The sequence below is a fragment of the Sphingomonas sp. G-3-2-10 genome (genome assembly GCF_012927115.1).
Lineage (GTDB): Bacteria > Pseudomonadota > Alphaproteobacteria > Sphingomonadales > Sphingomonadaceae > Sphingomonas.
Genome location: NZ_JABBFY010000001.1, coordinates 2,124,014 through 2,149,873 on the forward strand (window position 1 = coordinate 2,124,014; position 25,860 = coordinate 2,149,873).

General features: G+C 66.9%; 27 protein-coding genes. 24 read left to right on the forward strand and 3 right to left on the reverse strand.

Annotation, left to right across the window (positions count from 1 at the left end; translation table 11 throughout):
• The first annotated feature begins 24 nt into the window (after window positions 1-24).
• The 9 genes from HHL13_RS10565 to HHL13_RS10605 all read left to right on the forward strand — a co-directional run bounded on the left by HHL13_RS10565 (window position 25) and on the right by HHL13_RS10605 (window position 6,623).
• Window positions 25-1,077 (forward strand): NAD(P)-dependent alcohol dehydrogenase, encoded by a 1,053-nt coding sequence (locus HHL13_RS10565; RefSeq protein WP_169555627.1) that lies wholly within the window; start codon window positions 25-27, stop codon window positions 1,075-1,077.
• A gap of 79 nt (window positions 1,078-1,156) precedes the next feature.
• The gene (locus HHL13_RS10570; protein ID WP_206376896.1) at window positions 1,157-1,573 is read left to right on the forward strand and encodes a cupin domain-containing protein; all 417 of its coding nucleotides are present in this window, start codon (window positions 1,157-1,159) and stop codon (window positions 1,571-1,573) included.
• A gap of 97 nt (window positions 1,574-1,670) precedes the next feature.
• Window positions 1,671-2,783, forward strand: a complete 1,113-nt coding sequence (locus tag HHL13_RS10575) for a hypothetical protein (protein WP_169555629.1) — start codon at window positions 1,671-1,673, stop codon at window positions 2,781-2,783.
• On the forward strand, window positions 2,780-3,958 hold the full coding sequence (gene coaBC / locus HHL13_RS10580; protein WP_169555630.1) for a bifunctional phosphopantothenoylcysteine decarboxylase/phosphopantothenate--cysteine ligase CoaBC: 1,179 nt from the start codon (window positions 2,780-2,782) through the stop codon (window positions 3,956-3,958). The genes HHL13_RS10575 and coaBC overlap by 4 nt, the downstream gene beginning before the upstream one ends.
• Window positions 3,948-4,751, forward strand: coding sequence for a lysophospholipase (locus HHL13_RS10585; RefSeq protein ID WP_240953681.1), 804 nt, complete (start codon window positions 3,948-3,950; stop codon window positions 4,749-4,751). The genes coaBC and HHL13_RS10585 overlap by 11 nt, the downstream gene beginning before the upstream one ends.
• Window positions 4,752-5,198, forward strand: a complete 447-nt coding sequence (dut, locus tag HHL13_RS10590; protein ID WP_169555631.1) for a dUTP diphosphatase — start codon at window positions 4,752-4,754, stop codon at window positions 5,196-5,198. It abuts the gene before it with no gap.
• The gene (locus HHL13_RS10595) at window positions 5,195-5,575 is read left to right on the forward strand and encodes a hypothetical protein (protein ID WP_346775538.1); all 381 of its coding nucleotides are present in this window, start codon (window positions 5,195-5,197) and stop codon (window positions 5,573-5,575) included. The genes dut and HHL13_RS10595 overlap by 4 nt, the downstream gene beginning before the upstream one ends.
• Window positions 5,572-6,324, forward strand: a complete 753-nt coding sequence (moeB, locus tag HHL13_RS10600; protein ID WP_169555632.1) for a molybdopterin-synthase adenylyltransferase MoeB — start codon at window positions 5,572-5,574, stop codon at window positions 6,322-6,324. The genes HHL13_RS10595 and moeB overlap by 4 nt, the downstream gene beginning before the upstream one ends.
• Window positions 6,303-6,623 carry a peroxiredoxin gene (locus tag HHL13_RS10605; protein WP_169555633.1) on the forward strand — a complete coding sequence of 107 codons (321 nt, stop codon included), beginning with the start codon at window positions 6,303-6,305 and terminating at the stop codon, window positions 6,621-6,623. Before moeB ends, HHL13_RS10605 begins: the two co-directional genes overlap by 22 nt.
• 280 nt (window positions 6,624-6,903) lie before the next feature.
• On the opposite strand, the gene galU is transcribed toward HHL13_RS10605, so the two are convergent.
• Together galU and HHL13_RS10615 are read right to left on the reverse strand one after the other, a co-directional pair.
• Window positions 6,904-7,770 (reverse strand): UTP--glucose-1-phosphate uridylyltransferase GalU, encoded by an 867-nt coding sequence (gene galU, locus HHL13_RS10610; protein ID WP_169555634.1) that lies wholly within the window; start codon window positions 7,768-7,770, stop codon window positions 6,904-6,906.
• Window positions 7,771-7,846: 76 nt separating this feature from the next.
• Entirely contained in the window at window positions 7,847-8,062 is a 216-nt protein-coding gene (locus HHL13_RS10615; RefSeq protein WP_169555635.1) for a hypothetical protein, read from the reverse strand.
• A gap of 257 nt (window positions 8,063-8,319) precedes the next feature.
• Here HHL13_RS10615 and HHL13_RS10620 point away from each other — a divergent pair, with 257 nt between their 5' ends.
• The 8 genes from HHL13_RS10620 to HHL13_RS10655 all read left to right on the forward strand — a co-directional run bounded on the left by HHL13_RS10620 (window position 8,320) and on the right by HHL13_RS10655 (window position 17,221).
• A complete protein-coding gene (locus tag HHL13_RS10620) occupies window positions 8,320-9,339 on the forward strand; it encodes a hypothetical protein (RefSeq protein ID WP_169555636.1) in 1,020 nt (339 codons plus the stop codon).
• Between the two features lie 14 nt (window positions 9,340-9,353).
• Complete coding sequence (locus tag HHL13_RS10625; protein ID WP_169555637.1) at window positions 9,354-9,533, forward strand: hypothetical protein; 180 nt, start codon at window positions 9,354-9,356, stop codon at window positions 9,531-9,533.
• A gap of 83 nt (window positions 9,534-9,616) precedes the next feature.
• Window positions 9,617-11,464, forward strand: coding sequence for an asparagine synthase (glutamine-hydrolyzing) (gene asnB / locus HHL13_RS10630; RefSeq protein ID WP_169555638.1), 1,848 nt, complete (start codon window positions 9,617-9,619; stop codon window positions 11,462-11,464).
• Window positions 11,465-11,474: 10 nt separating this feature from the next.
• On the forward strand, window positions 11,475-13,376 hold the full coding sequence (locus HHL13_RS10635; RefSeq protein ID WP_169555639.1) for an acyltransferase family protein: 1,902 nt from the start codon (window positions 11,475-11,477) through the stop codon (window positions 13,374-13,376).
• Window positions 13,373-14,686, forward strand: coding sequence for an oligosaccharide flippase family protein (locus HHL13_RS10640; protein ID WP_169555640.1), 1,314 nt, complete (start codon window positions 13,373-13,375; stop codon window positions 14,684-14,686). The genes HHL13_RS10635 and HHL13_RS10640 overlap by 4 nt, the downstream gene beginning before the upstream one ends.
• Entirely contained in the window at window positions 14,683-15,303 is a 621-nt protein-coding gene (hisH, locus tag HHL13_RS10645) for an imidazole glycerol phosphate synthase subunit HisH (protein WP_169555641.1), read from the forward strand. The genes HHL13_RS10640 and hisH overlap by 4 nt, the downstream gene beginning before the upstream one ends.
• Window positions 15,300-16,067 carry an AglZ/HisF2 family acetamidino modification protein gene (locus HHL13_RS10650; protein WP_206376897.1) on the forward strand — a complete coding sequence of 256 codons (768 nt, stop codon included), beginning with the start codon at window positions 15,300-15,302 and terminating at the stop codon, window positions 16,065-16,067. Before hisH ends, HHL13_RS10650 begins: the two co-directional genes overlap by 4 nt.
• Window positions 16,067-17,221, forward strand: coding sequence for an N-acetyl sugar amidotransferase (locus tag HHL13_RS10655; protein ID WP_169555642.1), 1,155 nt, complete (start codon window positions 16,067-16,069; stop codon window positions 17,219-17,221). The genes HHL13_RS10650 and HHL13_RS10655 overlap by 1 nt, the downstream gene beginning before the upstream one ends.
• Here HHL13_RS10655 and HHL13_RS10660 read toward each other — a convergent pair.
• Window positions 17,197-18,324 (reverse strand): glycosyltransferase family 4 protein, encoded by a 1,128-nt coding sequence (locus HHL13_RS10660; protein ID WP_169555643.1) that lies wholly within the window; start codon window positions 18,322-18,324, stop codon window positions 17,197-17,199. The two genes, HHL13_RS10655 and HHL13_RS10660, sit on opposite strands and share 25 nt — an antisense overlap.
• Before the next feature lie 33 nt (window positions 18,325-18,357).
• Between HHL13_RS10660 and HHL13_RS10665 the strand changes: the two genes are divergently transcribed.
• From HHL13_RS10665 to HHL13_RS10695, 7 genes are read left to right on the forward strand one after another with little or no spacing between them, the layout of a single operon-like run.
• A complete protein-coding gene (locus HHL13_RS10665; RefSeq protein ID WP_169555644.1) occupies window positions 18,358-19,575 on the forward strand; it encodes a glycosyltransferase in 1,218 nt (405 codons plus the stop codon).
• A gap of 21 nt (window positions 19,576-19,596) precedes the next feature.
• Window positions 19,597-20,523, forward strand: coding sequence for an NAD(P)-dependent oxidoreductase (locus HHL13_RS10670; protein WP_169555645.1), 927 nt, complete (start codon window positions 19,597-19,599; stop codon window positions 20,521-20,523).
• Between the two features lie 7 nt (window positions 20,524-20,530).
• Window positions 20,531-21,667 (forward strand): glycosyltransferase family 4 protein, encoded by a 1,137-nt coding sequence (locus HHL13_RS10675; RefSeq protein WP_169555646.1) that lies wholly within the window; start codon window positions 20,531-20,533, stop codon window positions 21,665-21,667.
• The gene (locus HHL13_RS10680; protein WP_169555647.1) at window positions 21,664-22,836 is read left to right on the forward strand and encodes a glycosyltransferase family 4 protein; all 1,173 of its coding nucleotides are present in this window, start codon (window positions 21,664-21,666) and stop codon (window positions 22,834-22,836) included. Before HHL13_RS10675 ends, HHL13_RS10680 begins: the two co-directional genes overlap by 4 nt.
• Entirely contained in the window at window positions 22,833-24,182 is a 1,350-nt protein-coding gene (locus HHL13_RS10685) for an O-antigen ligase family protein (protein WP_169555648.1), read from the forward strand. The genes HHL13_RS10680 and HHL13_RS10685 overlap by 4 nt, the downstream gene beginning before the upstream one ends.
• Entirely contained in the window at window positions 24,179-25,264 is a 1,086-nt protein-coding gene (locus tag HHL13_RS10690) for a glycosyltransferase (RefSeq protein ID WP_169555649.1), read from the forward strand. Before HHL13_RS10685 ends, HHL13_RS10690 begins: the two co-directional genes overlap by 4 nt.
• Before the next feature lie 3 nt (window positions 25,265-25,267).
• Window positions 25,268-25,849 (forward strand): WcaF family extracellular polysaccharide biosynthesis acetyltransferase, encoded by a 582-nt coding sequence (locus tag HHL13_RS10695; protein WP_169555650.1) that lies wholly within the window; start codon window positions 25,268-25,270, stop codon window positions 25,847-25,849.
• Window positions 25,850-25,860: the final 11 nt, after the last annotated feature.

Sequence of the window (25,860 nt, forward strand, 5' to 3'; positions counted from 1 at the left end):
ACCGCATCAACCCAAGGAATTCCCATGACTGTCAAAGCCTATGGCGCCCATGCCGCCGACAAGCCGCTCGAACCGATCGCCATCGAACGCCGCGAACCCGGCCCGCACGACGTCCGGATCGACATCCTCTTCTGCGGCGTCTGCCATTCGGATCTGCACACGGTTCGCTCCGAATGGGGTGGCACGATCTACCCTTGCGTCCCGGGCCATGAGATCGTCGGCCGGGTCAGTGCGGTCGGGGGTTCGGTCGACAAGTTCGCGGTCGGCGAGATCGTCGGCGTCGGCTGCCTCGTCGACAGCTGCCAGCATTGCGCGTCGTGCGGCGAGGGGCTGGAGCAATATTGCGAGAACGGCTTCACCGGCACCTATGGCGGCGCCACGCCCGACGCGCCCGGCCATACGCTGGGCGGCTATTCGGAGCAGATCGTGGCCAGCGACAAGTTCGTGCTGAAGATCCGCCATCCCGAGGAACAGCTCGCCGCGGTCGCGCCGTTGCTTTGCGCCGGCATCACCACCTGGTCGCCGCTGCGCCACTGGAATGCAGGGCCGGGCAAGAAGGTCGGCATCGTCGGCATAGGCGGGCTGGGTCATATGGGCGTGAAGCTCGCTCATGCGCTGGGCGCGCACACCGTTGCCTTCACCACTTCGGAGAGCAAGCGGCAGGACGCGCTCGATCTGGGTGCCGATGAAGTCGTCGTCTCGCGCAATGCCGACGAGATGGCGGCGCACACCGGCAGCTTCGATTTCATCCTGAACACCGTTGCCGCCAGCCACGATCTCGACGCCTTCACGCGCTTGCTCAAGCGCGACGGCACGCTGTGCGTCGTCGGCGTGCCCGAGCATCCGCATCCCTCGCCCGCCGTCGATGTGCTGATCTTCGGCCGCAAATCGATCGCCGGCTCGCTGATCGGCGGCATCGCCGAAACGCAGGAGATGCTCGATTTCTGCGCCGAACACGGCATCGTCTCGGAGATCGAGATGATCGCGGTGCAGGATATCGACCTCGCCTATGACCGGATGCAGCGCAGCGACGTGAAATACCGCTTCGTCATCGACAATGCGTCGCTGGCGGCCTGAGATGCGTTCGATCGCCCTCGCGTTCCTGGCCCTGTGCCTTGCCGGGTCCGCGGGGGCGCAGGACCAAGGGAGAAACGTCATGGATATCATCCGCAACGGATCGCAGCCTTCGGTCACCGGCCCGGCCGACTGGTTCACCGGCCGCGTCCGAATCGATTCCCGCTTCGAACGTCCCGCCCCGTCGCGCATGGCCGGCGCGACGGTTTCGTTCGAACCGGGCGCGCGCACCAACTGGCACACCCACCCCCTCGGCCAGACCCTGATCGTCACGTCGGGCCTCGGCTGGACCCAGTGCGAAGATGGCCCGATCACCGAAATCCGGCCCGGCGACGTTATCTGGTGCCCGCCCGGCCATCGCCACTGGCACGGCGCGACCCCGACCAGCGCGATGACCCATATCGCCATTCAGGAAGCGCTCGACGGCAAGGTCGTCGAATGGATGGAGAAAGTCACCGACGCGCAATATCTCGCCGGGGCCGCACCCGCAGGCAAGTAGGCCATAGCGTGGGAGCGGGCGCTGCAATCCCAGCCTCGCCCCTGCAAAGCCGCGCCATCTCGACACCCCCCGCCCCCCGCGTGTAACCCCACCGCGAATGTCGCGCACCACGCCTCTCTGGCTCGCCACCCCGACCCGCTTCGCCGCGCTCAAGCGAAACCGCGCGCGGATCGGCCTCGTCATCCTCGCGGTCCTGCTGCTCGCCACGCTCACCGCGCTCGCCATCCCGACCCCGCCGGGCCTCGATGCCGTCAGCGGCGGAGAGCGGCATCAGACCGATCTGATGCTCTACGAAGCGATCGTCGCGGGGGTGAAGGGCGGCGGGAACTATTATGCCGTCGCGGCGGACGCGTTGCGCGCGGGGGCCTATCCGCTGCGGCCATTCCTCACCTTCCGCTTGCCCGGCCTCGCCACCATCCTCGCCGCGCTGCCGCTCTGGGTGCCGCCTTTGCTCCAGTTCCTGCTGGCCTTCACCGTGGCCGCCACCTGGATGCTGCGCCTGCGCCCCTCGCTCCCGCGCACCTTGCCGATGCTCGCCGGGGGCATCCTCCTTGCCGGATCGATGCTCGCTTTCGTCCAGCCGGGGCTGGTCGCCTTTCACGAGATCTGGGCGGGGCTGCTCGTCGCGCTCTCGCTCGGCATGCGCAAGCCGGGCCGCTGGATCGAACCGGTCGCGATCGCGCTCGCCGCGATGCTGATCCGCGAGACCGCCGCGCTCTACGCCATCCTGATGCTCGCCTTCGCCTGGCTGGAGGGCGAGCGCCGCGAAGCGATCGGCTGGGGTGTCGCGCTCGCCGCGTTCGGCGCAGCGCTCGGCGTCCATGCCTATGCGGTCGCAGGCGTCACCGGACCGCTCGACGCGATGTCGCCGGGCTGGGCCGGGCTGCAGGGCTTCGGCTTGTTCGTGAAGTCGCTCACGCTGGCTACCGCGCTTCAGCTGATCCCGCTCTGGGCCGGGGCGCTGGTCGTCGGCCTCGCGCTGTTCGGCTGGGCGGCGTGGGACGATCCGCTGGGCCTGCGCATGATCGCGATCCTCTCCGCCTATGCCGCGGTGATCGGCATCTTCGCCCGGCTCGACACCTTCTACTGGGGCCTGATGGTCGCTCCGGTGCTGCTGCTCGGGCTGGTGTTCGTCCCCGACGCGATCCGTGATCTCGTCACCCAGTCGCTCGACAGGAAGCGCATCACCGTGACACATGTGACGCGATGACCCGGAAAATCCTCCTCATCGTCGGCGGCGGCATCGCCGCGTACAAGGCGTGCGAACTGATCCGCCTGTGCCGCAAGTCAGGCCTCGAGGTGAAAGTCGTCCTCACCGAAGGCGGCGCGCATTTCGTCACGCCGATGACGCTGGCGGCCCTGTCCGAGAACCAGGTTTACACCACTTTGTGGGACCTCAAGGACGAAGCCGAGATGGGCCATATCCAGCTGAGCCGGGAGGCGGATCTGGTCGTGATCGCCCCCGCCACCGCAGACCTGATGGCCCGGATGGCGGCGGGAATCGCCGACGATCTGGCGACCACGCTGCTGCTCGCCACCGACAAGCCGGTGCTCGCCGCACCCGCGATGAATGTGAGGATGTGGCAACATGCGGCAACGCAACGCAATGTCGCACAGCTTCGCGCCGATGGCATTACGGTCATGGCGCCCGACAAAGGCCCGATGGCCTGCGGCGAATACGGCCCCGGCCGCCTGCCCGAGCCCGAGGCGATCCTGAAGGCCATTTTGGCGCAGCTTTCGCCACCCTTGCTACCTCGTATCGCCGGAAAGCATATCCTCGTCACCGCCGGCCCCACCCACGAGCCGATCGATCCGGTCCGCTACATCGCCAATCGCTCCTCGGGCCGTCAGGGCTATGCCATCGCCGGCGCCCTCGCGGCACTGGGTGCGCGGGTCACTCTGGTCTCCGGCCCGGTCGCCCTGCCAACCCCGCCGGGCGTCACCCGCGTCGACGTCGAGACCGCGCGCGAAATGGCCGCCGCAGTCGATGCCGCCCTCCCCGCCGACGCCGCGGTGATGGTCGCCGCCGTTGCCGACTGGCACGTCGAGGCCTCGGGCCAGAAGCTCAAGAAAGGCACCGGAGCGCCCTCGCTGAGCCTCTCCGAGAATCCCGATATCCTCGCCACCCTCGCCGCTTCGCCGAACCGTCCCCGCCTCGTCGTGGGCTTCGCCGCCGAAACCGAACGGGTCATCGAACACGCCACCGCAAAACGCGCTCGCAAGAACGCCGACTGGATTGTCGCCAACGATGTTTCGGGCGATGTGATGGGCGGTGAGAGCAATACGGTTCATCTGGTCACCGCCGACGGCGTCGAGCATTGGGAGCGGCTGCCCAAGGGCGAAGTCGCCACGCGCCTCGCGCAGAGGATCGCCGATGCGCTCTAGCCTGATCCTCCTGCCGCTCCTTCTCGCCGGCTGCGCCACCACGCCCGCGCCGCAACAGGCCGTGCCCGACGTCGCGAAGCTCCATGTCGAGCGTTTCGGCGACACCAAACCCGCCGCCGTGCGCACGCTGATCGTCATCCTCCACGGCGACGGCTCGCCGAGCATCCGGACGGACGAATATGCCTTCGCCGCCGCCGCCGTCCGCGCCATCCCGCAAAGCGTCGCCATCGCGGTGCTCCGTCCCGGTTATGAGGATTCGCGCGGCAAGCGTTCCGTCGGCGATCGCGGCAGCGACACCGGCGACAATTACACCGGCGACCGGCTCGGCCTGGTCGGCGATGCGATCCTCGCGCTGAAGCGGCGCTATCCCGCCGCCCGAATCCTCGTCGTGGGCGATGAGGGCGGCGCGGCGATCGCCGCCAATCTCGCTGGGCTTCGTCCCGGCATCTTCGATGGCATGGTGCTGGTCGGCTGCCCCTGTACCCTGCCCGAATGGCGCACGCACATGGCGCGCACCACGTCGAACCCGGCATGGAGCGCCCCGGTCACGAGCCTCGATCCGCTCAAGACCGCGGGCGGCATCCGCCCCGGCCTGCGCGCCGCGATCCTGGTCGGCGCGGACGACAAGATCACGCCCGCCCGCTTCTCCCGCTCCTATGCCGAGGCGCTCAGCCTGCGCGGCATCGCCACCGATTATCGCATCGTGCCCGGCAAGGGCCACGACCTGCTGGGCGATCCCGAAGTCCTTGCCGCCACCACGCGCCTCGCCGCCTCGATCCCCGGAACCCGCTAGATGCTCGCCCCCATCACCATCGCCCTGCAACGCCTGCCGCACGGCGCGGACCTGCCTGTCCCCGCTTATGCCACCGAAGGCGCCGCCGGGATGGACGTCGTCGCGGCGGAAGACGTCACCATCGCGCCGGGCGGCCGTCATGCCGTAGCCACCGGCTTCGCGATGGCGATCCCCGCAGGGTACGAGGTGCAGGTTCGCCCCCGCTCGGGCCTCGCGCTCAAGCATGGCGTCACCTGCCTCAACACGCCGGGCACGATCGACAGCGACTATCGCGGCGAAGTGAAGGTGATCCTCGCCAATCTCGGCGATGCGCCTTTCCCGATCGCACGCGGCGATCGCATCGCCCAGCTCGTCCCCGCGCCCGTGCAGCGCGCCGAACTCGCGCTTGTCGAAACGCTCGACGAAACCGCGCGCGGTGCAGGCGGTTTCGGATCGACCGGCCGGTGAACGCCCTCGCGCTCGTCATGGCGCTTGCGGCGCAGGAGGCGGCGATCGACTGGGCTGCGCTCCCCGCGCTGCCCTATCGCGCCCCGCCCGTCGTCACGCAGGGAATGCACGATTTCGCGGGCCGCGAAGCGAAGGCGCGCAAATGCCCGCTGCCGCCCGCGCCCGGACATAACCAGTCGATGTCGGTCGAACTCGCGCTGCTGGTCGACGGCACGGGCGACGTCCGCACCGTCGTGCCGCGCGCGATCGATTGCGCCACGGTCGAGCAATATGCCGCAGGCCTCGCCGCCGGTTTTGCGCGCAACAACCTGCTCCCGCGCAGCGGCGCGGCCGAGCAATGGTACAAGACGACCGTCACCTTCTCCTGGCGGAAATGACCTTCACCGACGAAGAACTGGAACGCTACGCCCGCCACATCGTGCTGCGCGAGATCGGCGGCGGCGGACAGGCGCTGCTGAAGGCGGCGCGGGTGTTGGTGGTGGGCGCGGGCGGTATCGGATCGCCGGCAATCCAGTATCTCGCAGCGGCAGGTGTCGGACGCCTCAGCATCGTCGATGACGACCGCGTCGATCTGTCCAACCTTCAGCGCCAGACGCTGTTCACGACAAGCGATATCGGCCGGTCCAAGGCAGTTTCAGCAGCGGGCCGCGTCGAGGCGCTGAATCCGAATGTTGAAGTTCTGGCTTCTCAACATCGGGTAGATGGCGGTTATGTCGATGACCTTGTGAAATGCCATGAAGTCGTCCTCGACGGCACCGACAATTTCGCCACGCGCCTCCTCGTCGCCGATGCCTGCCAGCGCCACCGCGTGCCGCTGGTCAGCGCCGCCGTGGGCGAGTTCGAAGGGCAGCTAGGCGTCTTCCGCGGCTGGGAAGCGGACAAGCCCTGCTATCGCTGCTTCGTCGGCGGGAATCCCGAACGCGAAGGCATCAGCTGTTCCGAACAGGGCGTAATCGGCGCACTCACCGGCGTGATGGGCAGCCTGGCCGCGCTCGAAGTCATCCGCGCCATCGCCCCCTTCGGCGAAGACAGCGCGGGCAAGCTGCTGCTGGTCGATGCGCTCAACCTGCGCTTCCGCACGCTGACGCTGCCGAAGGACCCCGGATGCCCGTCATGCGCGGCCTGACGATCCTCGTCGCCACCGCCGATCCCGAGCGTTTCCGCATGGCGCTGACCCTCGCCTCGGCCAACGCCGCGCTCGGCGGCCGCACCCGCGTCTATTTTCACGAAGCTGCGGTGGGAGTGCTCGCCACCTCCGAACCGATGATCGGCACCGCCGTGGAAACCGGCGCGGCGCTCATCGCCTGCCAGACTGGCCTGGCAATGGCCGGAATGGACGCAAGCGCGCTGCCCCCGGGCGTGGAAACCGGCGGTCTCGTGGGCCTGCTCGCCGATCTCGGCGACGACCGGCTGGACACGATCTGAGGGGGAACCTCACACACGCGCCGGCGCCCCAAACGCACGCCTCCGTTCGCTTCAGCACCACCGCTTGAAATGTTGGGTTTCGCCTGCTTGGGTCAGCGCGCCGGCTAGTTTCCGGCCGCTCTTTTAACCGTCGATAGCATCCGCGCGCGCGCCCCGCGGAGGCGCTGCGCCCATCTCCGCGCCAGACCCGTTTTTCGCAATCTGGGTGTCAACCGTGTCAACCGGTCCGCACCATCCGGCGTCTGTGCATGGCGGGATGCTCGTGCGAAGCTTCGCCCCGTCAGCCCAGCTTGCCGATGAACTCGCGCACGGATGGTGCGATATCCTCGCGCTCCAGCGCGACCGCGATGTTCGCCTGGATGAAGCCGGCCTTGTCGCCGCAATCGAAACGGGTGCCCGCAAAGGTCACGCCGTGGAATGCCTGTCCGCCGATCATCTTCGCCATCGCGTCGGTCAGCTGGATCTCGCCGCCCGCGCCCTTTTCCTGCCCTTCCAGCACGCGCATCACTTCGGGCTGAAGGATGTAGCGGCCGATCACCGACAGGTTCGACGGCGCGGTGCCCGGTGCGGGCTTCTCGACCAGCCCCTTCACTTCGGTCAGCGCGCCATCGGCGGCGCCCGGCGTGATGATGCCATAGCGGTGTGTCTGGTCGTCGGGGACGATCTCGGCGCAGATCAGGTTGCCGCCGACCTTGTTATAGGCATCGACCATCTGCCTGAGGCAGCCCGGCTTGCCCATCATGAAATCGTCGGCCAGCAGCACCGCGAAGGGCTCGTCGCCCACAATGTCGCGCGCACACCACACGGCATGGCCAAGACCCATCGGTTCCTGCTGGCGCACATAGGCGACCGCGCCGGGCTTCAGCCGCGTCGCGTCGAGCACTTCGAGCGACTTGCCGCGCGCCGACATCGTCGTTTCCAGCTCATAGGCGATGTCGAAATGGTCCTCGATCGCGCTCTTGCCGCGGCCGGTGACGAAGATCATCTGCTCGATGCCGGCTTCGATCGCTTCGTCGACGGCGTACTGGATCAGCGGACGATCCACGACCGGCAGCATTTCCTTGGGCATGGCCTTGGTCGCGGGCAGGAACCGGGTCCCGAGTCCGCCCACCGGAAAAACAGCCTTGCGCAACGGCTTGATCGACATTCGCGTCTCCTGATCGTCACCCGCAGAATATGGGACGACCGAAAATGGTGCAATGCAATATAACGCGATCCCGCGCTCAGAGCGGAACGAGGCTTCCGTTCATGTCGAGACTGCTCGCGCGGAACGTATAGGTGCCGTGCAGTCCGTCCTCGAAGGGCGGAAAGACCTCCGGAGGCGTATCATCGGATTGAGGCGTTGTCGTCCCGGACTGGGCCGATGCTTCGGGCGTCCAGCTGGCCGTCGAAGCGACCGCGACCGCACCCGATCCAATCAGCACCTGCCTGCGGTCCATCTTCACTCCTCTGGGACCGGCATGGTCCGCGCGCGAAACTAGATTGCCGGGCGGCCATGTCAAATCGGCGAAGACAGGCTCCGGCCCGTGTTATGGCAATATATCATTGATCTGCGTTAACCCGCCGGAATCGCGCCACTTTTGCTCAATTTCACGCAAAGTACCCGCCAAGACATTGCACAATAAGATCAAATTTTCGTGACATGCCCGAAATGTCCTCCTAGGGAAAAATACGTAGTTACGGGAGAGAGTGGCCGGTGGCCGGGTTCGATATTCTGAGCATCATCGGGGACGAGTGGAACGACTCCGAAAGCCTGTTCGGCGGCATCAAGGTCGCGGTTACCGATACGGCATCCTATCCCACGTCCCGCTTCCTCGAGTTCATGCTCAACGGCGCGCCGGTCTATCGCGTGCTCAAGACCGGCGAGACCGTCGTCAGCAACGCCACCGGCACCTCGATCGGCGGCTTCGGGATGCGCGGCAATTCGGGCGAGATGGCGCTCACGTCGCAGATTCACCCCAGCACCGGCGCACCTGCCGACGTGTTCCGCTGGTATTGGGAAAACGGGCTGGTCGGCAGCACCTCGGTCATCCGCGGCATGGGCACGAACCGCCTCTCGATCGAAAGCGCGGGGATCATCACCCAGATCGCGAACAACAGCCGGTTCGAGTTCGAAGGCTATATCTCGCCCCGCGTCATCTTTACCGGTTTCGAGGCCGGCTCGGCGATCGGCAAGACGATCGACTTCAACAATTACGGCCAGACGCCGACCCGCGCCAATCCGGTCGTCTCGATCTCGTGCGCGGACGCCACCGACGATGCGCTCCATATCGGCCGGTTCGACGGCCGCGACTGGACCACTTTGGCCCGGTTCAACGCCCAGGGCATCCTGTTCGCGCCCCTCTTCAACACCCAGCGCGGAATGAGCTGCACGTCGCCGACCGAAACCACGTCGCGCTTCTATTCCGGCCTCGATGGGTTGCTGCGTCCGTTCATCGCAATGGGCCCGGGCGGCGCCGGGTCGCTCGATCTGATGCTCTATCGCGGCGGCGCGAACATGCTGACGGTCGGCGGCCTCACCGCGGCCTTCCCGGCGATCAAGCGCGCGGCAACGACGCTTCAGATCCGCCTCGCCGACGACAGCGACTTCGCGCCGGTGCAGGGCAAGCTCACCACCGAGAGCAATGCGACGGTGGAAACGATCACCCCGGACAGCACGCTGATCCTGTATGATGCCGCCGGAGTCGCCTACAAGGTGCCCTGCATCGCGGCCTGATCAGGAAGAAGCCGATGACCAAGATTGTGATCGAACTCGACGACGCCGAGTTCAAATCGCTCGCGACGTTGCTCGACGGTGCCGTGCGCGCCGGCGGGCTGCGCGCAGCGAAGGAAGCCCTGCCCATCACGGCGAAGATGGAAGCCGCGTACATCGTCGCGCATCCGGAGGCGGTCGAGTCCGATCAGGGCTGATCCCGTTGACAAAAAGCCCGCCGCGACCGAGAGCGCGATAGGGCGCGCTCGGCTGCGCCTGTGACTGGTGGGGCGCCCGGAAGATGTGCGGAATCAACGGCATATTCGCGTGGCATGACAATGCCCCCGCCGTCGATCGCGAAGAACTGAGGCGCAGCCGCGATCACATGGCCCCGCGCGGCCCTGACGGCACCGGCGAATGGATTTCGAACGAGGGCCGCGTCGGCATGGGCCATCGCCGCCTCGCGATCATCGATCTGTCGGACAACGGCCTCCAGCCCATGCCCAGCCAGGACGGCCGGCTGATGCTGGTCTTCAACGGCGAGATCTACAATTACCGCGCCCTGCGCCGCGACCTCGAGGCGGAAGGCGTCCGCTTCGTCAGCGAATCGGACAGCGAAGTCATCCTCCAGCTCTACGCCCGCGAAGGCGCGGCGATGGTGTCGAAGCTGCGCGGCATGTTCGCCATCGCGCTGTGGGACGCCGAGAAGCGAGAGATGCTGTTCGCGCGCGATCCGATGGGGATCAAGCCGCTTTACTGGCACGATGACGGCCGCACGATCCGCTTCGCCAGCCAGGTGAAGGCGCTGGTCGCGGGCGGCGCGATCCCCGGCGGCATCGAAGCCGCCGCGCTGACCGGCTTCTATCTGTGGGGCAGCGTGCCCGAGCCGTGGACGATCCGCGAAGGCGTGTTCGCCCTCCCCGCCGGGCACACGATGATCGCCAATGCCTCGGGCGTCCAGCAGCCGAAGCGCTTCCATTCGATCGCCGCCACCTGGGCCGGCGCCGCGCAGGGCGGCCGCACGGTCGGCGATGAGGAGATCGCCGCCGCGCTCGCCGACAGCGTCGCCCACCATCTCGTCGCCGACGTACCGGTCGGCTGCTTCCTCTCCGCCGGAATCGACTCAGGCGCGCTGCTCGGGCTGATGCGCGACGCGGGCGCGAACGAGGTCCAGACCGTCACGCTAGGCTTCGAGGAGTTCGCCGGCCGCAACGACGACGAAGTCACTCTCGCCGCGCAGGTCGCGCGCCACTATGGGATGCCGCACCATGTGCGGATGATCTCGCAGGCCGAGTTCCGCGAGGACCTGCCGAAGATTCTCCACGCGATGGACCAGCCCTCGATCGACGGGGTCAACAGCTGGTTCGTCAGCAAGGCCGCGGCCGAGATGGGCCTGAAGGTCGCGGTCTCGGGTCTTGGCGGCGACGAGCTGTTCGGCGGCTATCCTTCGTTCCGCGACTTGCCCAGCTGGACCGCGAAGTTCGGCATGACCCGCCCGTTCGGCGCACTCGCCCGCACCATATTGTCGGGCGTCGGCGCGGAACGGTTCGGCCTCAATCCCAAGGCAGCGGGGATGCTCGAATATGGCGGCAGCTGGACCGGGGCCTATCTGCTGCGCCGCGGCCTGTTCATGCCGTGGGAGCTGGGCGACCTGCTCGACCGCGACCTGCTCCGCATCGGCCTCGAACGGCTGGGCGAAGGGTTCGGCGCGGCGCGCGCCTTCGATACCGATCCCGGCACGCCCTTCGGCAAGGTCGCGACGCTCGAATCGACTCTCTACATGCGCAACCAGCTGCTGCGCGACACCGACTGGGCCAGTATGGCCCACAGCCTCGAGGTGCGCGTGCCGCTGGTCGACGCATGGCTGCTCGACGCGGTTGCTCCGGCGATGCTCGGCCCCGATGCAGAAGCCGGAAAGGGTGCGCTTGCCCGCGCGCCGAAACTGCCCTTGCCCGACATCATCACCAATCGCCCCAAGACCGGCTTCGGCACGCCCGTGGGCAGCTGGGTCGAGGCGATGATCGCCGGGACGCGCGCACCGGCCACGGTCGCCAACCCGAAAGCCCCCTGGGCACGGCGCTGGGCCTTCCATGTCGCCTCGCAACAGGCCAACCGCGGCGGCAACGCGCCAGACCGCGCCGCGGCCTGATCCCCAGCCGATGACCGAACAGCCTTCGAGCCCCGGCCAGCGCTACCGCGCCGATATCCAGGGCCTGCGCGCGCTCGCGATCGTGCCGGTGGTGATCTATCACGCGATGCCCGGCTGGGCGCCCGGTGGGTTCGTCGGCGTCGACGTGTTCTTCGTGATCTCGGGCTTCCTGATCACCCGCATCCTGATGCGCGAGCTGGAAACCGGCAATTTCTCGATCGCGCGCTTCTACGAACGCCGCGTCCGCCGTCTGTTTCCGGCGCTGTATCTCGTCCTGGCGCTCACCTTGCTGGGCGGTTACGCCCTGCTCCCGCCCGATGCGCTGACCGATCTCGGCAAATCGACCGGAGCGACCGCAGCCTTCGTCTCGAACCTCTATTTCTGGAAGACCTCGGGCTATTTCGACGCCGCATCGGAGCTGAAGCCGCTCCTGCACACCTGGTCGCTGGCGGTGGAAGAGCAATTCTACCTGCTCTTCCCGATCTTCCTCTTCCTGATCTACCGCTATCTCCGCCGTCATCTCGGCATCGCGCTCTGGACCTGTGCGATCCTCTCGCTGGGGATTGCAGTGTGGCAGGCGGGTGCCCGTCCGCTCGACGGCTTCTATTTGCCCGTGGGCCGCGCCTACGAGCTGCTGATCGGCGCAATCGTCGCCGCCGCGCCGCTGCCGCGCATCCGCAACGATCGTCTTGCCGACGCGCTGTCGATCGCCGCGATCGCGATGATCGTGGCCAGCATCGCCACCTTCCACGCCGATATGCGCTTCCCCGGCGCGGCGGCTTTGCTCCCGTGCATCGGCAGCGCGCTGCTGCTCCATCTCGGCGCCGACCGCGACGTGCCGCCGCTCGGCGGGCGGCTGCTGAGCAACCCGCTCTTCGTATTCTTCGGTGCAATCTCCTATTCGCTCTATCTCTGGCATTGGCCGGTGCTGGTCTATGCCCGCTACGCCGCGCTGGGCGAGCCGGGACCGTTGCTGGTGGCTGGCGCGGTCACCTTTGCGACGTTGGCGGCATGGCTGTCGTGGCGCTTCGTCGAACAGCCCTTCCTGCATGGCCGCAACCAGCGCCGCGCATTCCTGGCAGGCGGAGCCACGATGGGCATCACCTTCGCCGCCGCCGCACTGCTGGTCGTCACCCACGGCCTGCCCGGTCGCTTCGATGCCGAAGCGCAGGCAAAGCTTGCCGCCGCAAACGACTACAATCCCCGCCGCGCCGAATGCCATGCCTGCGGCACGCCGATCGCCTATGCCGACAACTGCCTGTTCGGCGCGCCCGGCGCGCAGCCCGACACGGCCCTGTGGGGCGACAGCCTGGGTGCGGAGATCGCCGTCGCGCTCGGCGAACAGGCAGCGGCGCGCGGCGGATCGGTGATGCAGATCACCACCTCTTCCTGCCCGCCCACGCCCGGCTTCGCGCCCGGCGATGTCGCGATCTGCCGCAACCGCAATCGCGAGACGCTCGCCGCGCTCTCCCGCGATCCCCGCATCCGCACGGTCGTGCTGGTCTCCGCCTATGCCGATTATCCCGAACGCGAACGGCCGCAGATGCTCGCCGGATATGAGGAAACGGCGACCGCGCTCCGGGCCGCGGGCAAGCAGCTCGTGCTGGTCTATCCGATCCCCAAACAGCCCTTCCCCGCTCCGCTGGCGCTCGGCCTGATGTCGCGCCGGGGCATGGCCGCCGGCGATTTCGGGATCGCCACGCAAGACTTCCAGGCGGTCAACCGCCCCTTCGTCGCCCTGCTCGACCGGCTCACGTCGAAACTGGCGGCACGGCGCGTCGTCCCCGCCGAACGGCTGTGCGACGCCACCCGGTGCCACGCATGGCGCGACGGGGTCGGCATGCTCTATTTCGACGATCTCCACCTGAGCCTCACCGGCGCGCGCTACGTCTTCGGACCGCCGCTGCAATGAGCCGGTTTACCCCCGCCGCACTCGTCCGGCGATTTTCGGGCAGCGGCGACGACAATCGCCACGGCGCGTACTGGCGCGCGGTCACCCTGCTGACCAGCGGCAGCTTCGCGTCGCAGGCGATCGGCATCGTCTCGATGCTGATCCTCGCGCGGATCTACGCTCCGGCCGAATTCGGCAGCTATGCCGTGTTCTTCGCGACCGCGGGCATCCTCGCGCTGCTCGCCACCGCCAAGTACGACGCTGCCATCTATGTCGCGCGCAAGGCGTCGGAAGCGTCCGACATCACCCTGCTGTCCGCCGCGATCTCGCTGCTGGCGGGCGCCGCGATCCTTGCATTCGCGCCGCTCGCCCCGATGCTGATCGCCGACATCTCGGCGCGGCCGGTGCTGTTCGTCGTCCTGCTCGGCACGGCGACCGCCGCCGGAGGGTTGCAGGCATCGCTCACCGCGCTGGCGACCCAGCTCCACGCGTTCGACGCCGTCACGATCAGCCGGCTGATCCAGGCCGCGATCACCGCGGTCCTCAGCATCGGGCTGGGTCTTGCCGGCTGGGATTCGACGGGCCTGATGATCGGCTTCGTATTGGGTCAGCTCATCGCGACTCTCTATCTCGCGCAGCGGCTGACGATCGGCCCCGCGCTGCGCCGCTTCTCGTGGCGCGCGGCCAAGGCGCGGGCACGCCGGCACATCGCCTCGCCCAAATTCCTGCTCGCCAGCGAGTTGATCAATTCGATGGGCAGCAACCTGTTCTCCTTCACCACCGCGCCCCTGTTCGGCCCGGCGGTGCTTGGCCAATATTCGCTCGGCTTCAGGCTGGCGACCATGCCGATGAACCTGATCGGCTTCTCGATGGGCAGCATCTTCCGCACCGCGATCAGCCCGCAGCATCTGCCCGCCGCCGAAATTCCCGCCCTCTATCGCTCGACCGCCATCCGGCTTGCGCTGATCGGCGCGGTTCTCATCGTGCCGCTGCTGCTGGCCGGGCCGTGGCTGTTCCAGCTCGTCTTCGGCGAGCAATGGCGTCCCGCAGGGGAATATGTGCAGATTCTCGCGCCGATGATCCTGATCCGCTTCGTCGTCGGCCCGCTGACCGCGATCACGCTTCGCGCGGGACGGGCCGGGCTGGATACGATGATCCAGTTGCTCTTCCTCGCCAGTTCGGCGATTGCGGTCGCACTCGGAGCCTGGATGGACAGCTTCACGATCACGCTGATCGCCTTCACGGTGCTCCAGTCGCTGGTCTATCTGCTCTATCTGGTCCTGGGATATCGGCTGGCGCTGGCGCTCGCGGCAAATAGTGGGAAGCAATGAGCGGACTCGTCATCGTCGACTATGACGCCGGCAATATCGGCTCGGTCGCAAACATCTGCAAACGGGCCGGCGGCAAGGCCGAAATCTCGGCCGACCCCGAACGCATCGCCGCGGCGGGCAAGCTGATCCTGCCCGGCGTCGGCCATTTCGGCCGGGCGATGGCCCGGCTGAACGACAGCGGCATCCGCGCCGCGCTCGACGCCGCGAAGGAACGCGGCGCGCCGATCCTGGGCATCTGCCTCGGGATGCAGTTGCTGACCATGCACAGCGAGGAAGGCGATGCCGATGGCCTTGGCTGGATCGATGCCCATGCCAAGCGTTTCGACCTGCCGGCCCCGCTCAAGGTGCCGCACATGGGCTGGAACGACGTCGCCTTCACCCGCCCCGACGTGCTGACCGAGGGGCTGGAGGGCGAGGCCCGCTTCTATTTCGTCCACAGCTATGTCGTGCAGGCCGATGACGAGAGCGCCGTGCTCGGCCGCACCGATTATGGCGGCCCGTTCGTCTCGGTGGTGCAGAAGGACAATGTCTGGGGCTTTCAGTGCCACCCGGAAAAGAGCCACAAATACGGCCTCACCGTGATCCGCAACTTCGTCGACAAGGTGCCCGGCCTGTGATCGGCAACAGCGCGCGGATTATCCCCTGCCTGCTGCTGCGCGGCGAAGGGCTGGTGAAGACGGTGAAGTTCAGGAACGCCAAATATGTCGGCGATCCGATCAACGCCGTCCGCCTGTTCAACGATCTCGAAGTCGACGAACTGATCTTCCTCGATATCGAAGCGACGACCAAGGGCCGCGAGCCGCCGTTCGAGCGCATCGCCGAGATCGCGGGCGAGGCGTTCATGCCGATCTGCTATGGCGGCGGCGTGACCAGCTTCGATCAGGCCGCGCGCCTGTTCAAATCGGGCGTCGAGAAAGTCGCGCTCACCACTGCGCTGGTCGACAATCCCGGCCTTGTCCGCGAGATCGCCGACACGTTCGGCGAGCAGGCCGTGGTCGCGGGCATCGACGTGAAGAAGGACTGGCTTGGCAAGTCGCGCGCGATGGTGCGCGGCGGCGGGCGCAAGACCGGTTACGATCCCGTCGCGCTGGCGAAGCGCGCGGCCGATCTGGGCGCGGGCGAGATCCTGCTCACCGCGATCGATCGCGAAGGCACCTATCAGGGCTACGACCTCGAACTGGTGAAGGCGGTCAGCGCGGCCGTGCCGATCCCGGTCATCGCCTGTGGCGGCGCGGGCGAACTGCCGCATCTGCGTCAGGCGATCGACGCGGGGGCGTCGGCGGCGGCGGCGGGCAGCCTGTTCATCTACAAGGGGCCGCACCGCGCGGTCCTCGTCAATTACCCCAGGCGCGCGCGCCTGCGCGAATTGCTGGGCGCTTGATGTCGAATTTGAGCTACCGCGTCTGCACGCGCTGCGTGATGGACACCACCGATCCGGACATCGTTTTCGACGCGGACGGGGTGTGCAATCATTGCCACGAGCATCTCCATGCCATCGCGACGCAGGTCCATTCGGGCCAGGACGGCCGCGGCCGGCTCGAGGCGATGGCCGAGGATCTGAAGCGCCGCTATCGCGACAAGCCCTATGACTGCATCATCGGCGTCTCGGGCGGCGTGGACAGCAGCTATGTCGCGTGGCTGGTCAAGGATCTGGGCCTCCGTCCGCTCGCGGTTCACCTCGATAACGGCTGGAACTCGGTCATCGCCGTGCGCAACATCGCCAACATGATCGAGGCGCTGGACATCGATCTCTACACCCACGTCATCGACTGGGAGGAATATAAGGACATCCAGCGCGCCTTCCTGAAGGCTTCGCTGCCCGATGTCGAAGTGCCGACCGATCACGCGATCAACACGATCATGTTCAAGGTTGCGGCGAAATTCGGTGTCCGCACCGTGCTGCGCGGCGGCAATGTCGTGACCGAGAGCCATCATCCCGCCCGCTGGTCGCAGGGGCATCTCGATTACGGCTATATCTCCGACGTCCACCGCAAGTTCGGCAGCGGCAAGGTCGATACCTTCCCCCACCTCAACTTCCCGCAATTCCTCAAGATGTTCCGCGGCGGCTTCGTCGAGACGATCGATATCCTCAACTTCGCCGATTATTCGCGCGAAAAGGCGCTGGCGCGGATCGAAACCGATCTGGGGTGGGAAGATTATGGCGGGAAGCATCACGAAAGCGTGTTCACCCGCTGGTTCCAGGGCGTGTACCTGCTGCGCAAGTTCGACTTCGACAAGCGCAAGATGCACCTCTCCAGCCTGATCTCCACCGGCGAGATCACCCGCGACCAGGCTCGCGCCAAGCTCCAGCAGCCAACCTATGACGAGGCGCTGCAGGAAGAGGATAATGATTTCGTCGCAAAGAAGCTCGGATTCACTCGCGCCGAACTCGACGCGATCATGGCCGCGCCGCCCGCCCATTTCGAGGATTTCGACAGCTGGACCAGGCGGCTCGACGGTCCCGCCTTCGGCATGGTCAAGCGCGTCTATCGCATGGTGCGCGGCAAGGCTCAGCCGCCCAGCGCTTCCTCGTAGATCGTCCGCAGCCTGAGGCCGTGCGCCTCGGGCGAATGCATCGTCGCGATCCGGGCGAACGCCTTCGCCCCCTTCGCCGCGACCGATGCGGGATCGGCGAGGATCGCGGTCACCGCTTGCTCGACACCCGCCTCGATCGCCGCCGACAGCGCGCGCCGCTCGTCCGCAGTGCCGGTCAGCCCGTTCCCGCGCGGATCCTTGGGCACCGGGATCACCCAGCCCTGCGCGTCGTCATTCACTTCGGGCAGCGCGCGGATGTCGGTGGTGATCACCGGGCATCCCGCTGCCTGCGCCTCCAGCACCGAATAGCCATAGGTATCGGCCCAGCTCGGCAGCAGCCCGACATGCGCCTGCCGCAACAGATCGAGCACGCCTTCGTTCGCCAGCCGCTCGTGATGGACGATCGCGCCCGGCCAGCGGGCGATCAGCCGTATCGCCTCGGCCTGATCCGCCGCAGTCGCGTGGCTGGCATAGTCGCCGAACGCCAGCGTCGAGACGATATCGAGCCGCAGCGGCGCCCCTCGTTCCAGCAGCCGGTCGAACACGCGCAGCACTTCGCCGCCGCCCTTGCGGAAGAAATCCGCGCCGACGATCACGAAGCGGACCGGTTCGCCCGCCGCCGGCGCGAGCTTCGGGCCATCGACCAGCGGACGCTGAAGCGGATGCAGCACGGTGATCTTGGGCAGGATCGCATCCGCCAGATCGGGATGCGCCGCCAGCAGCGCGCGTTGCAGTCCCGCAGTACATTCCGAAAAGGCGATCAGCCGCCGGCACGGCTTGCCCGCCAGCAGCTTCAATCCCCATCGAATCGCCTTGGGCCGATGCTGGTCCCAGCGCGGCAGCACCGTCTCGAAGGTCGTCACCCACGGCGTCGAGCCCAGGCTGACCCGATTGAAGAAATGGATCAGATCGCAGCCGCGCGCACCGACATGGAGATTGTCCAGCATCGGATCGACATGACCGAACAGCTTGAACAGCGCGTGGTTGGGATAGCGCAAGGCATTGCCGGTACGGACGAACTCGACCCCGGGCACGGGCGAATCGAGGAAGTTGCGGATTGCCGGATACTGGCGTTGCGTGGTGCCGACGGTGATGCTGCGCATGACGCCTGCTAGCCGCCTCAAATCATTGCCGCCATGACATTCTCCGTGGCGTCGGCGTGCCTTCCTGCCTATAGCCTGCGCTACCGGCAGGGGGATCCGCGTTTCATGGGCAATGACAAGGCGATAGCGGGACTTCGTATCGCCTATTTCACCGAATGGTCGCCCTATGAGGAGACCGGCGTTCTGCGGAAGCTCATCGGTCAGGTCGAGGCCTGGCGCGAGCTTGGCGCGGAGGCGCGGCTGTTCGCCCTCGCCACGCGTCGCGACGAAGCCCCGGCGCTCGGCTTTGCCGATCATGGCGACGTCATCGGCGCGATCCACCAGCGCGCGCTCGAGAAATATCCCGCCGCCCGGCTCGGTTACGTCAACAAGGCGCTGAGCGTGCCCGCACTGCGCAAGGCGCTCCGCGCCTTCGCGCCGGACGTGATCTATTACCGTCAGAACGGCCCGTGGTATCCGGGCCTCGGCAGCATCCTCGCCCTCGCCCCGACGGCGATGGAGATCAACACCGACGAGGAAGCCGAGCATCATCTCTGGGGCGCGGCGTTCAACGCGCTGTACCGCGCGACGCAGGGCCGCATCCTCGATCGCGCCGCCGGCGTCGTCTCGGTCACCGACGAGATCGCACGCAAATATCGCAAGCTGGACAAGCCCGGCGCAGTGGTGCCCAACAGCTTCTGGGGCGAAGCCGCGCCGCTGCCGCCCACCGGCAACACGTCCCCTGCCTATGCCTTTGTCGGCTCGCGGCTGAACGGCGGCGAAAGCTGGCACGGCGCGGACAAGATCATCGCCCTCGCCCGCGCGCTGCCCGACAGCAGCTTCCACATCGTCGGCCTCGCCGCCGAGGATTTCCCCAACGAAGCCATTCCCGCCAATGTCGAGATGCACGGCTACAAGAGCGGCGACGCGCTGACCGAAGTCTTCGCGCGCTGCGATGTCGGCATCGGCACGCTGGCGCTCCACCGCAAGTCGATGGAGGAAGCCTGCCCGCTCAAGGTCCGCGACTATCTGATGCGCGGCCTCCCCGTCATCATCGGCTATGTCGAAGCCGAGGAGCGGCTGAACACCGCCGACTATATTCTCAACATCGGCAACACGCCTGGCAATGTCGCCTCGCATGTGGCCGAGATCGACGCTTTCGCCCGGCGCTGGCTCGGCCGCCGGGTCGAGGAAGACCTTTCCTTTCTCTCGCGCACCAGCAAGGAGCGGCAGCGGCTCGACTTCCTTGCCGGACTTGCGGCGAGAAGCTGACCGAACTCATAGGGGATTCACGTGCAGAAAGTGCTCGTTACCGGCGGCGCCGGCTTCATCGGATCGCATGTCGTCGACGAACTCGTCGCGCGTGGCGACGATGTCCATGTCATCGACAACTTCTTCAACGGCCACCGCGAGCATCTCTCGCTGCCCGAAGGCAATATCCATGAAGGCGATCTGCGCGATCAGGCTTGGATGCGGGAAACGCTGGCGAAGATCGCGCCGCAGCGGGTGTTCCACCTCGCGGCGATCCACTTCATCCCTTACTGCAACGAGCACCCGACCGAGTCGGTGATGATCAACATCCAGGGCACGCAGAACCTGCTCGACGCGCTGGAGGGCACGCCCACCGAGCGGCTGTTCTTCGCGTCCACCGCCGCGGTCTATCCGCCCAAGGAAGGCGAGCATCTCGAAACCGATCCGATCGATCCGATGGACGTCTATGGCGCGACCAAGGCCGCCGGCGAGGCGCTCGTGCGCGGCTGGGCCAAGGGCAGCGGCAAGGCCGTCGCGGTCGGCCGCCTGTTCAACGCCGTCGGCCATCGCGAGACCAATCCGCATCTGCTGCCCGACATCATGGACCAGCTGATCGCGGGCAAGCGCACCATCGCGCTCGGCAATCTCGATCCGCGCCGCGACTATATCGACGCGCGCGACATGGCCCGCGCGATCCTGGCCGCCAGCGATCATGTCGCCACCGGCTCTGACGTGTTCAACATCGGCGCGAACAGGCAGTACAGCGTCGTCGAAGTGGTCGAGATGTTCAGCGAAGCGCTGGGCGAGAAGATCGAGATCGTTCAGGATCAGGCCCGCGTCCGCAAGGTCGAACGGCCCAGCCTGCTCGCCGGCATCGGCAAACTCTCCGGCGCGACCGGCTGGAAGCCCGAGATCGGGCTCGACCGCACCCTCGCCGAACTCGTCGCCGTCGAACCGGCCAACGGATAAGCCCGGCGTGCGCATCGCGATCATCAATCACGGCATCTATCCGTTCTGGGTGGGCGGCATGGAGCGCCACACCCATTTCCTCGCCGAACATATGGCGGATCAAGGTGCGGACGTGACCGCGATCATCCCCGAGATCACCGCCGAGCAGACCGGTCAGTGGAACGCGATGGGCAACAGCTACAAGCTGGCCCAGTTCCCCTGGCCTGCCGCCAAGCTGTGGCTGCGCCAGAATTATCTCTTCACGAAACAGGCCGCGCCCTTCCTGCGCGAAGGCAAGTTCGACGCCGTCTATTGTCAGGGCTTCAACGGCTGGTCCTATCTGGCCGATACCCACCCGACCCAGCGCGCGCTGACGCTCTACAATCCGCACGGGCTGGAGATGTTCAAGACCGTCGGTCTGGAACAGACGCTCAAGGGCTGGCCGATGCGCTGGGCCGGGCGCGAACAGGCGCGGCTGGCGGATCGCGTCATCTCGCTCGGCGGCGGGCTGACCGACGAAGTACGCCGCTTCCTGCGCGTGGGCGACGACAAGATCGATATCCTCGGCAACGCCGTCGACATCGACTTCATCCGCAGCTTCCCCGTGCCCGAACCGACGCGCGAGACTGGCGGCCCGGTCCGCTTCGTGTTCGTCGGGCGGCTCGAGTTCAACAAGGGCGTGTCGTTCCTCTGCGAAGCGTTCCAGGGCCTTGAAGGCGCGCATCTCTCCATCGTCGGCGGCGGTCCGCTGGAAGGCGAATTGCGCGGGAAGTTCGCCGGGCCGAACATCGAATTCGCCGGCCGGCTCGACGATGCGACTTTGTTCGCGCGCTATCACCAGAGCGACTGTTTCGTCTTCGCCAGCCTGTACGAAGGCATGCCCACCGTCATCCTCGAGGCGATGACCTGCGGCCTGCCGGTGATCGCCACCGATATCGGCGCCGTCACCACGATGGTCGACAAGGACAATGGCTTCGTCGTCCAGCCCGGTTCGTCGGCGCAGATCCGTGACGCGGTGCGGAAGTTCATCGCGCTTCCCGCCGAAGCCCGCGAAGGCATGGGCGAATTCTCGCGTCATCGGGTCGAGGCGCGCTTCACCTGGCCGCATGCCGCGCGCGCCACGCTGGACACGATCGAACGCCACCTTATGGCTCGGAAAGCATGAGCGGTCCGCGCCTCTACTATCTCGACGACATCCCGACGCCCTATCGGCTCGGCGTGCAGAAGCTCGTCGCCGAGCGCTGGCCGGGCGAATTCCGCCTCGGCTTCTGCGCGGAGTCCGAGCCCGGCCGCGAATGGACGCTCGATTTCTCGGGCATCGATACCGAGTTCATTCCGGGCAAGCAGTATCGCCGCCCCAGCCCGGACAATCCCTTCCAGATCAAATGGAATCCCGGCGTCGCCAGGTCGCTCACCGCGTGGAAGCCGGACGTGGTGATCCTCTCGGGCTATGCGCACCCCACCATGTGGCGCGCGGCGCGCTGGTGCATCCGCAACAAGGTGCCTTACGCGCTCAGCTGCGAGACCAGTATGCGCAGCTCGCTGTCGCCGTCGGGCTGGCGCTGGAACCTCAAGCGACTGATCGCGGGCTGGATCGTGCGCGGCATGGCGTTCGGCCTGCCGGTGGGAAGCGAAGCCGCCGAATATCTCCGCATCTTCGGCCCGACCGACGCGCCGATGTACTATTTCCCCAACACGCCAGACACTGCGCCGATCATCGCCGAAGCGAAGCGCCTGCGCGAGACCGGCGGCGAACCCGCGCTGCGCGAGAAGCTGGGCATTCCGGCCGATGCGGCGATCTTCCTGTTCGTCGGCCGCCTGATCGATGCGAAGCGCCCGCTCGACATGGTCCGCGCCTTTCTCGCCGCGAAGGGCGCGGAGAAGGCCGTCCTTCTCGTCATCGGCGACGGCGCGCTGATGGAGGCGATGAAGGCCGAAGCGAAGGGCGATCCGCGCATCCTGTTCACCGGCTGGATGAAGGACATGCAGGCGATCTTCGGCCTGATGTCGATCTCGACCGCGATGATCCTGCCGTCGGAAAGCGAGACCTGGGGTGCCGTGGTCAACGAAACGATGGCGGCGGGCACGCCGGTCGTCTCGTCCGATCGGGTCGGCGCGGCGATCGAGCTGATCCGCGACGGCGAAAGCGGATTTCTGGTGCCGGTCGGCGATGTTCCGGGCTATACCCGCGCGATGGAGAGATTGCTTGCCGATCCCGCGCTGGCGGACGCGATGGGAGCCGCCGCGCATGAGGCGGCGATCGCGCAGGGTGAAGCTTTCGCCACCGGCAATCTGATCGCGGGCGCGCTCGCCGCGGTGGCGAAAAAGGCATGAGGCGTTCGCCGCTCGCCGAGCTGATGGGCGTCTATGCGCCCCCGATCCGCGGCGCGAACCCGATTCCGCGACTATTGTTCTGGGCGCTGGTGATCACCGTGGGCGTTTTCTACGCCTCGAATACCTTCAATTCCTGGCTGTCCCAGTTCCTGCTCACCGCCAAATGGGCGCCGCTGGCAGTCCTTTTCGCCATTGCGCTGGGAATGCTCACGACGCGGCGGACGCCCGCGCTGCCGATCGTCATGACACTCTCGCTGGCGGCGTTGCTCATGATCACCGTCGCCGGGCTCGGGCAGAGCGTCGATCGCCAATTCAGCATCCTGTCGATCGCCACCATTTCGGCGACGATCACCGCGGCCTACGCCCTTTCGGCCCTGCTGGTCGCCACCGGCAGCCGGCGGGCGTTCTTCGATATGCTCGCGATCTACGGCCGGGTCATGATCGTCATGGCCATGATCTTCGCGGCTCTCGGCCTCGATCTCGGACGCGGCGGCGGGTTCTCGGCATGGACCGATAACCCGAACACGCTGGGCTCGATGCTCGCGCCGCCGGTCATCATTTTCTTCGCCGGCTGCATCGAGCGGCGGCCGGGGTGGCAGATATGGCACCTCGCCTTCCTGGTCCTCGGCCTCTACCTCATCTGGATCACCAACGCCCGCGCGACGATCATCTGGCTGCTCCTGTCGTTCGTCACCTTCGCCATCTATCGTCAGGGGCCGAAGGTCAGCCTGCTCGCGGTGATGCTGGCGGCGATCATCATCATCGGCTGGTGGTACCCGATCAAGATGTTCGTGATCGAACTGCTCGGGCTCAACCGCACGCTTCGCGATACGGGCATCAGCCCGCTCAGCGGCCGCGAGGAAGTGTGGCGGATCGGCTGGAACCTGTTCCTGGAGCGCCCCCTGCTTGGCTACGGCATCGGCTCGTCCCAGGATCTGCTGCGCATGGAATCGTGGCGCTTCGTCAAGCACCAGGGTTTCCACTTCCACTCGACCTACATCATGATGATGGTCGAAACCGGCCTGTTCGGCTTCTTCGCGTTCATGACCACGATGATCCTCACGCTCTGGCGCGGCCTGGCCGATACGGCGCGCACGCGGCTGTTGCCGCCGGAGCAATGGGTGATCGCCGCGCTTCCGCTGGCGCTGGTCGTCGGCTCGATGGGGCACGCCCTGTTCGAATCCTGGCTGCTGGCGTCGGGCAACGGCAACATGCTGCTGTTCTGGACATGGGTGTGGATGATCCACCATCAATCGGCGATCCGGGTGCGCGCGATGATCCGGCGGCCGGTTGAGACCATGCCGCCGCCGCGCCGCACCGCCACCGAACCGCAGCCCGCGGAATGAGAATCTTTCTCGCCGGGGCGAGCTTCGACCCGAGCTTTGGCGGCCCCGCCTATTCGGTCCCGGCACTCGGCGCGGCGCTTGCCGCGCGCGGCATCATGGTCGGGCTATGGGCAGCCGATGGCCGCGCATCGGCCGCGCCGACAGTGCCTGCGGTCGCAAACCTCACCCCGCTCGACGGCGATCTGCAGGCGGCAGTCGGCCGGTTCGGCCGTCCCGACATCATCCACGACAACGGCATCTGGCTGCCTTCGAACCACCAGGTCGCCCGGCTCGCCCGCGCGCGCAGCATTCCGCGCGTCGTCAGCCTGCGGGGGATGCTCGAACCCTGGGCGATCAATCATCGCAAGTGGAAGAAGAAGCTCGCCTGGACGCTGTATCAGGCGCGCGACCTGCGCAGCGCCGCCTTGCTCCACGCCACCGCCGATATCGAGGAAACCAATGCCCGGGCATTGGGTCTGAGGGGCAGCTTCTGCGTCGTCCCCAACGGCGTCGATCTGCCCGCCCATTCAGCGGCCGAACATCTGTCCCCTGCCCCGCGCGACCGCCGTACCGCGCTGTTCGTCAGCCGCATCCATCCCAAGAAGGGGCTGCCGATGCTGCTGCGCGCATGGTCCCGGCTGAAGCCAGAAGGCTGGCAGCTCGTGATCGCCGGGCCGGACGAGGGCGGGCACAGCGCCGAACTCGGCGCGCAGATCGATCAGCTCGGCCTTGGCGGCGATGTCCGCCTGATCGGCCCGGTCTATGGCGCGGAGAAGGACGCGCTGTTCCAGGCCGCCGACCTGTTCGTCCTGCCCACCTATAGCGAGAATTTCGGCATAGCCATCGCCGAGGCCCTCGCCTATGAAGTCCCCGTCCTCACGACCCGCGGCGCGCCCTGGGAATTGCTGGAGACTTATGGCTGCGGCTGGTGGGTCGACCCCGCCGAGGAAGCGATCCTTTCGGGATTGCGCGCGGCGATCGGCCTGACCGACGAAGCACGGCGGGAAATGGGGCGCAGGGGGTCCGTCATGGTGGCGGAGCGGTTCGATTGGGGCGGCATCGCGATGCAGTTTCAGCGACAATATGAAGCGCTGCTGGGCTGACCCATGCTTGCGCCTCCGCCTCCCGAACAGCCGGTTCCCGATCTCGGCGTCTATACTGCCGGCAGCTTCACGCGCGGCCGGCCCGCGATCGTCGAATTGCTGTGGATCGTGGTGCAGGCGATCTTCGTTTCTTCCGCCTTGCCGGGCAGCGCGCATCGCCGCTTCCTGCTCCGCCTGTTCGGCGCGAGCATCGGCGCGCGCGTGGTGCTGAAACCCGGCATCCGCGTCAAATTCCCGTGGCGGCTGACCATCGGCGACAATAGCTGGATCGGCGAGCACGCCTGGATCGACAATCTCGCGCAGGTGAGCATCGCCGGTGATTGCTGCGTGTCGCAGGGCGCCTATCTGTGCACCGGCAGCCATGACTGGTCGCGCCCCGGCTTCGATCTGATCACCGGCCCGATCGTGCTGGAGCCCGGCGCATGGGTCGCCGCGCGCGCCTCGGTCGGCCCAAACGTCACCCTCGGCCGCGGCGCCGTGCTCGGCCTGGGCAGCACCGCGACACGAGACCTTAACCCCTGGACCGTTTATGCGGGCGTTCCCGCAATCGCGGTCCGGACCCGCAACATCTCCCCCAAGAACTGAGGAATTGGCAT

Excerpts from the sequence above, each read along its gene's own strand:
- HHL13_RS10565 (WP_169555627.1), top strand. The coding sequence starts at position 25 with ATGACTGTCAAAGCCTATGGCGCCCATGCCGCCGACAAGCCGCTCGAA.
- HHL13_RS10570 (WP_206376896.1), top strand. The coding sequence starts at position 1,157 with ATGGATATCATCCGCAACGGATCGCAGCCTTCGGTCACCGGCCCGGCC.
- HHL13_RS10575 (WP_169555629.1), top strand. The coding sequence starts at position 1,671 with ATGTCGCGCACCACGCCTCTCTGGCTCGCCACCCCGACCCGCTTCGCC.
- coaBC (WP_169555630.1), top strand. The coding sequence starts at position 2,780 with ATGACCCGGAAAATCCTCCTCATCGTCGGCGGCGGCATCGCCGCGTAC.
- HHL13_RS10585 (WP_240953681.1), top strand. The coding sequence starts at position 3,948 with ATGCGCTCTAGCCTGATCCTCCTGCCGCTCCTTCTCGCCGGCTGCGCC.
- dut (WP_169555631.1), top strand. The coding sequence starts at position 4,752 with ATGCTCGCCCCCATCACCATCGCCCTGCAACGCCTGCCGCACGGCGCG.
- moeB (WP_169555632.1), top strand. The coding sequence starts at position 5,572 with ATGACCTTCACCGACGAAGAACTGGAACGCTACGCCCGCCACATCGTG.
- HHL13_RS10605 (WP_169555633.1), top strand. The coding sequence starts at position 6,303 with ATGCCCGTCATGCGCGGCCTGACGATCCTCGTCGCCACCGCCGATCCC.
- galU (WP_169555634.1), bottom strand. The coding sequence starts at position 7,770 with ATGTCGATCAAGCCGTTGCGCAAGGCTGTTTTTCCGGTGGGCGGACTC.
- HHL13_RS10615 (WP_169555635.1), bottom strand. The coding sequence starts at position 8,062 with ATGGACCGCAGGCAGGTGCTGATTGGATCGGGTGCGGTCGCGGTCGCT.
- HHL13_RS10625 (WP_169555637.1), top strand. The coding sequence starts at position 9,354 with ATGACCAAGATTGTGATCGAACTCGACGACGCCGAGTTCAAATCGCTC.
- asnB (WP_169555638.1), top strand. The coding sequence starts at position 9,617 with ATGTGCGGAATCAACGGCATATTCGCGTGGCATGACAATGCCCCCGCC.
- HHL13_RS10635 (WP_169555639.1), top strand. The coding sequence starts at position 11,475 with ATGACCGAACAGCCTTCGAGCCCCGGCCAGCGCTACCGCGCCGATATC.
- HHL13_RS10640 (WP_169555640.1), top strand. The coding sequence starts at position 13,373 with ATGAGCCGGTTTACCCCCGCCGCACTCGTCCGGCGATTTTCGGGCAGC.
- hisH (WP_169555641.1), top strand. The coding sequence starts at position 14,683 with ATGAGCGGACTCGTCATCGTCGACTATGACGCCGGCAATATCGGCTCG.
- HHL13_RS10655 (WP_169555642.1), top strand. The coding sequence starts at position 16,067 with ATGTCGAATTTGAGCTACCGCGTCTGCACGCGCTGCGTGATGGACACC.
- HHL13_RS10660 (WP_169555643.1), bottom strand. The coding sequence starts at position 18,324 with ATGCGCAGCATCACCGTCGGCACCACGCAACGCCAGTATCCGGCAATC.
- HHL13_RS10665 (WP_169555644.1), top strand. The coding sequence starts at position 18,358 with ATGACATTCTCCGTGGCGTCGGCGTGCCTTCCTGCCTATAGCCTGCGC.
- HHL13_RS10680 (WP_169555647.1), top strand. The coding sequence starts at position 21,664 with ATGAGCGGTCCGCGCCTCTACTATCTCGACGACATCCCGACGCCCTAT.
- HHL13_RS10685 (WP_169555648.1), top strand. The coding sequence starts at position 22,833 with ATGAGGCGTTCGCCGCTCGCCGAGCTGATGGGCGTCTATGCGCCCCCG.
- HHL13_RS10690 (WP_169555649.1), top strand. The coding sequence starts at position 24,179 with ATGAGAATCTTTCTCGCCGGGGCGAGCTTCGACCCGAGCTTTGGCGGC.
- HHL13_RS10695 (WP_169555650.1), top strand. The coding sequence starts at position 25,268 with ATGCTTGCGCCTCCGCCTCCCGAACAGCCGGTTCCCGATCTCGGCGTC.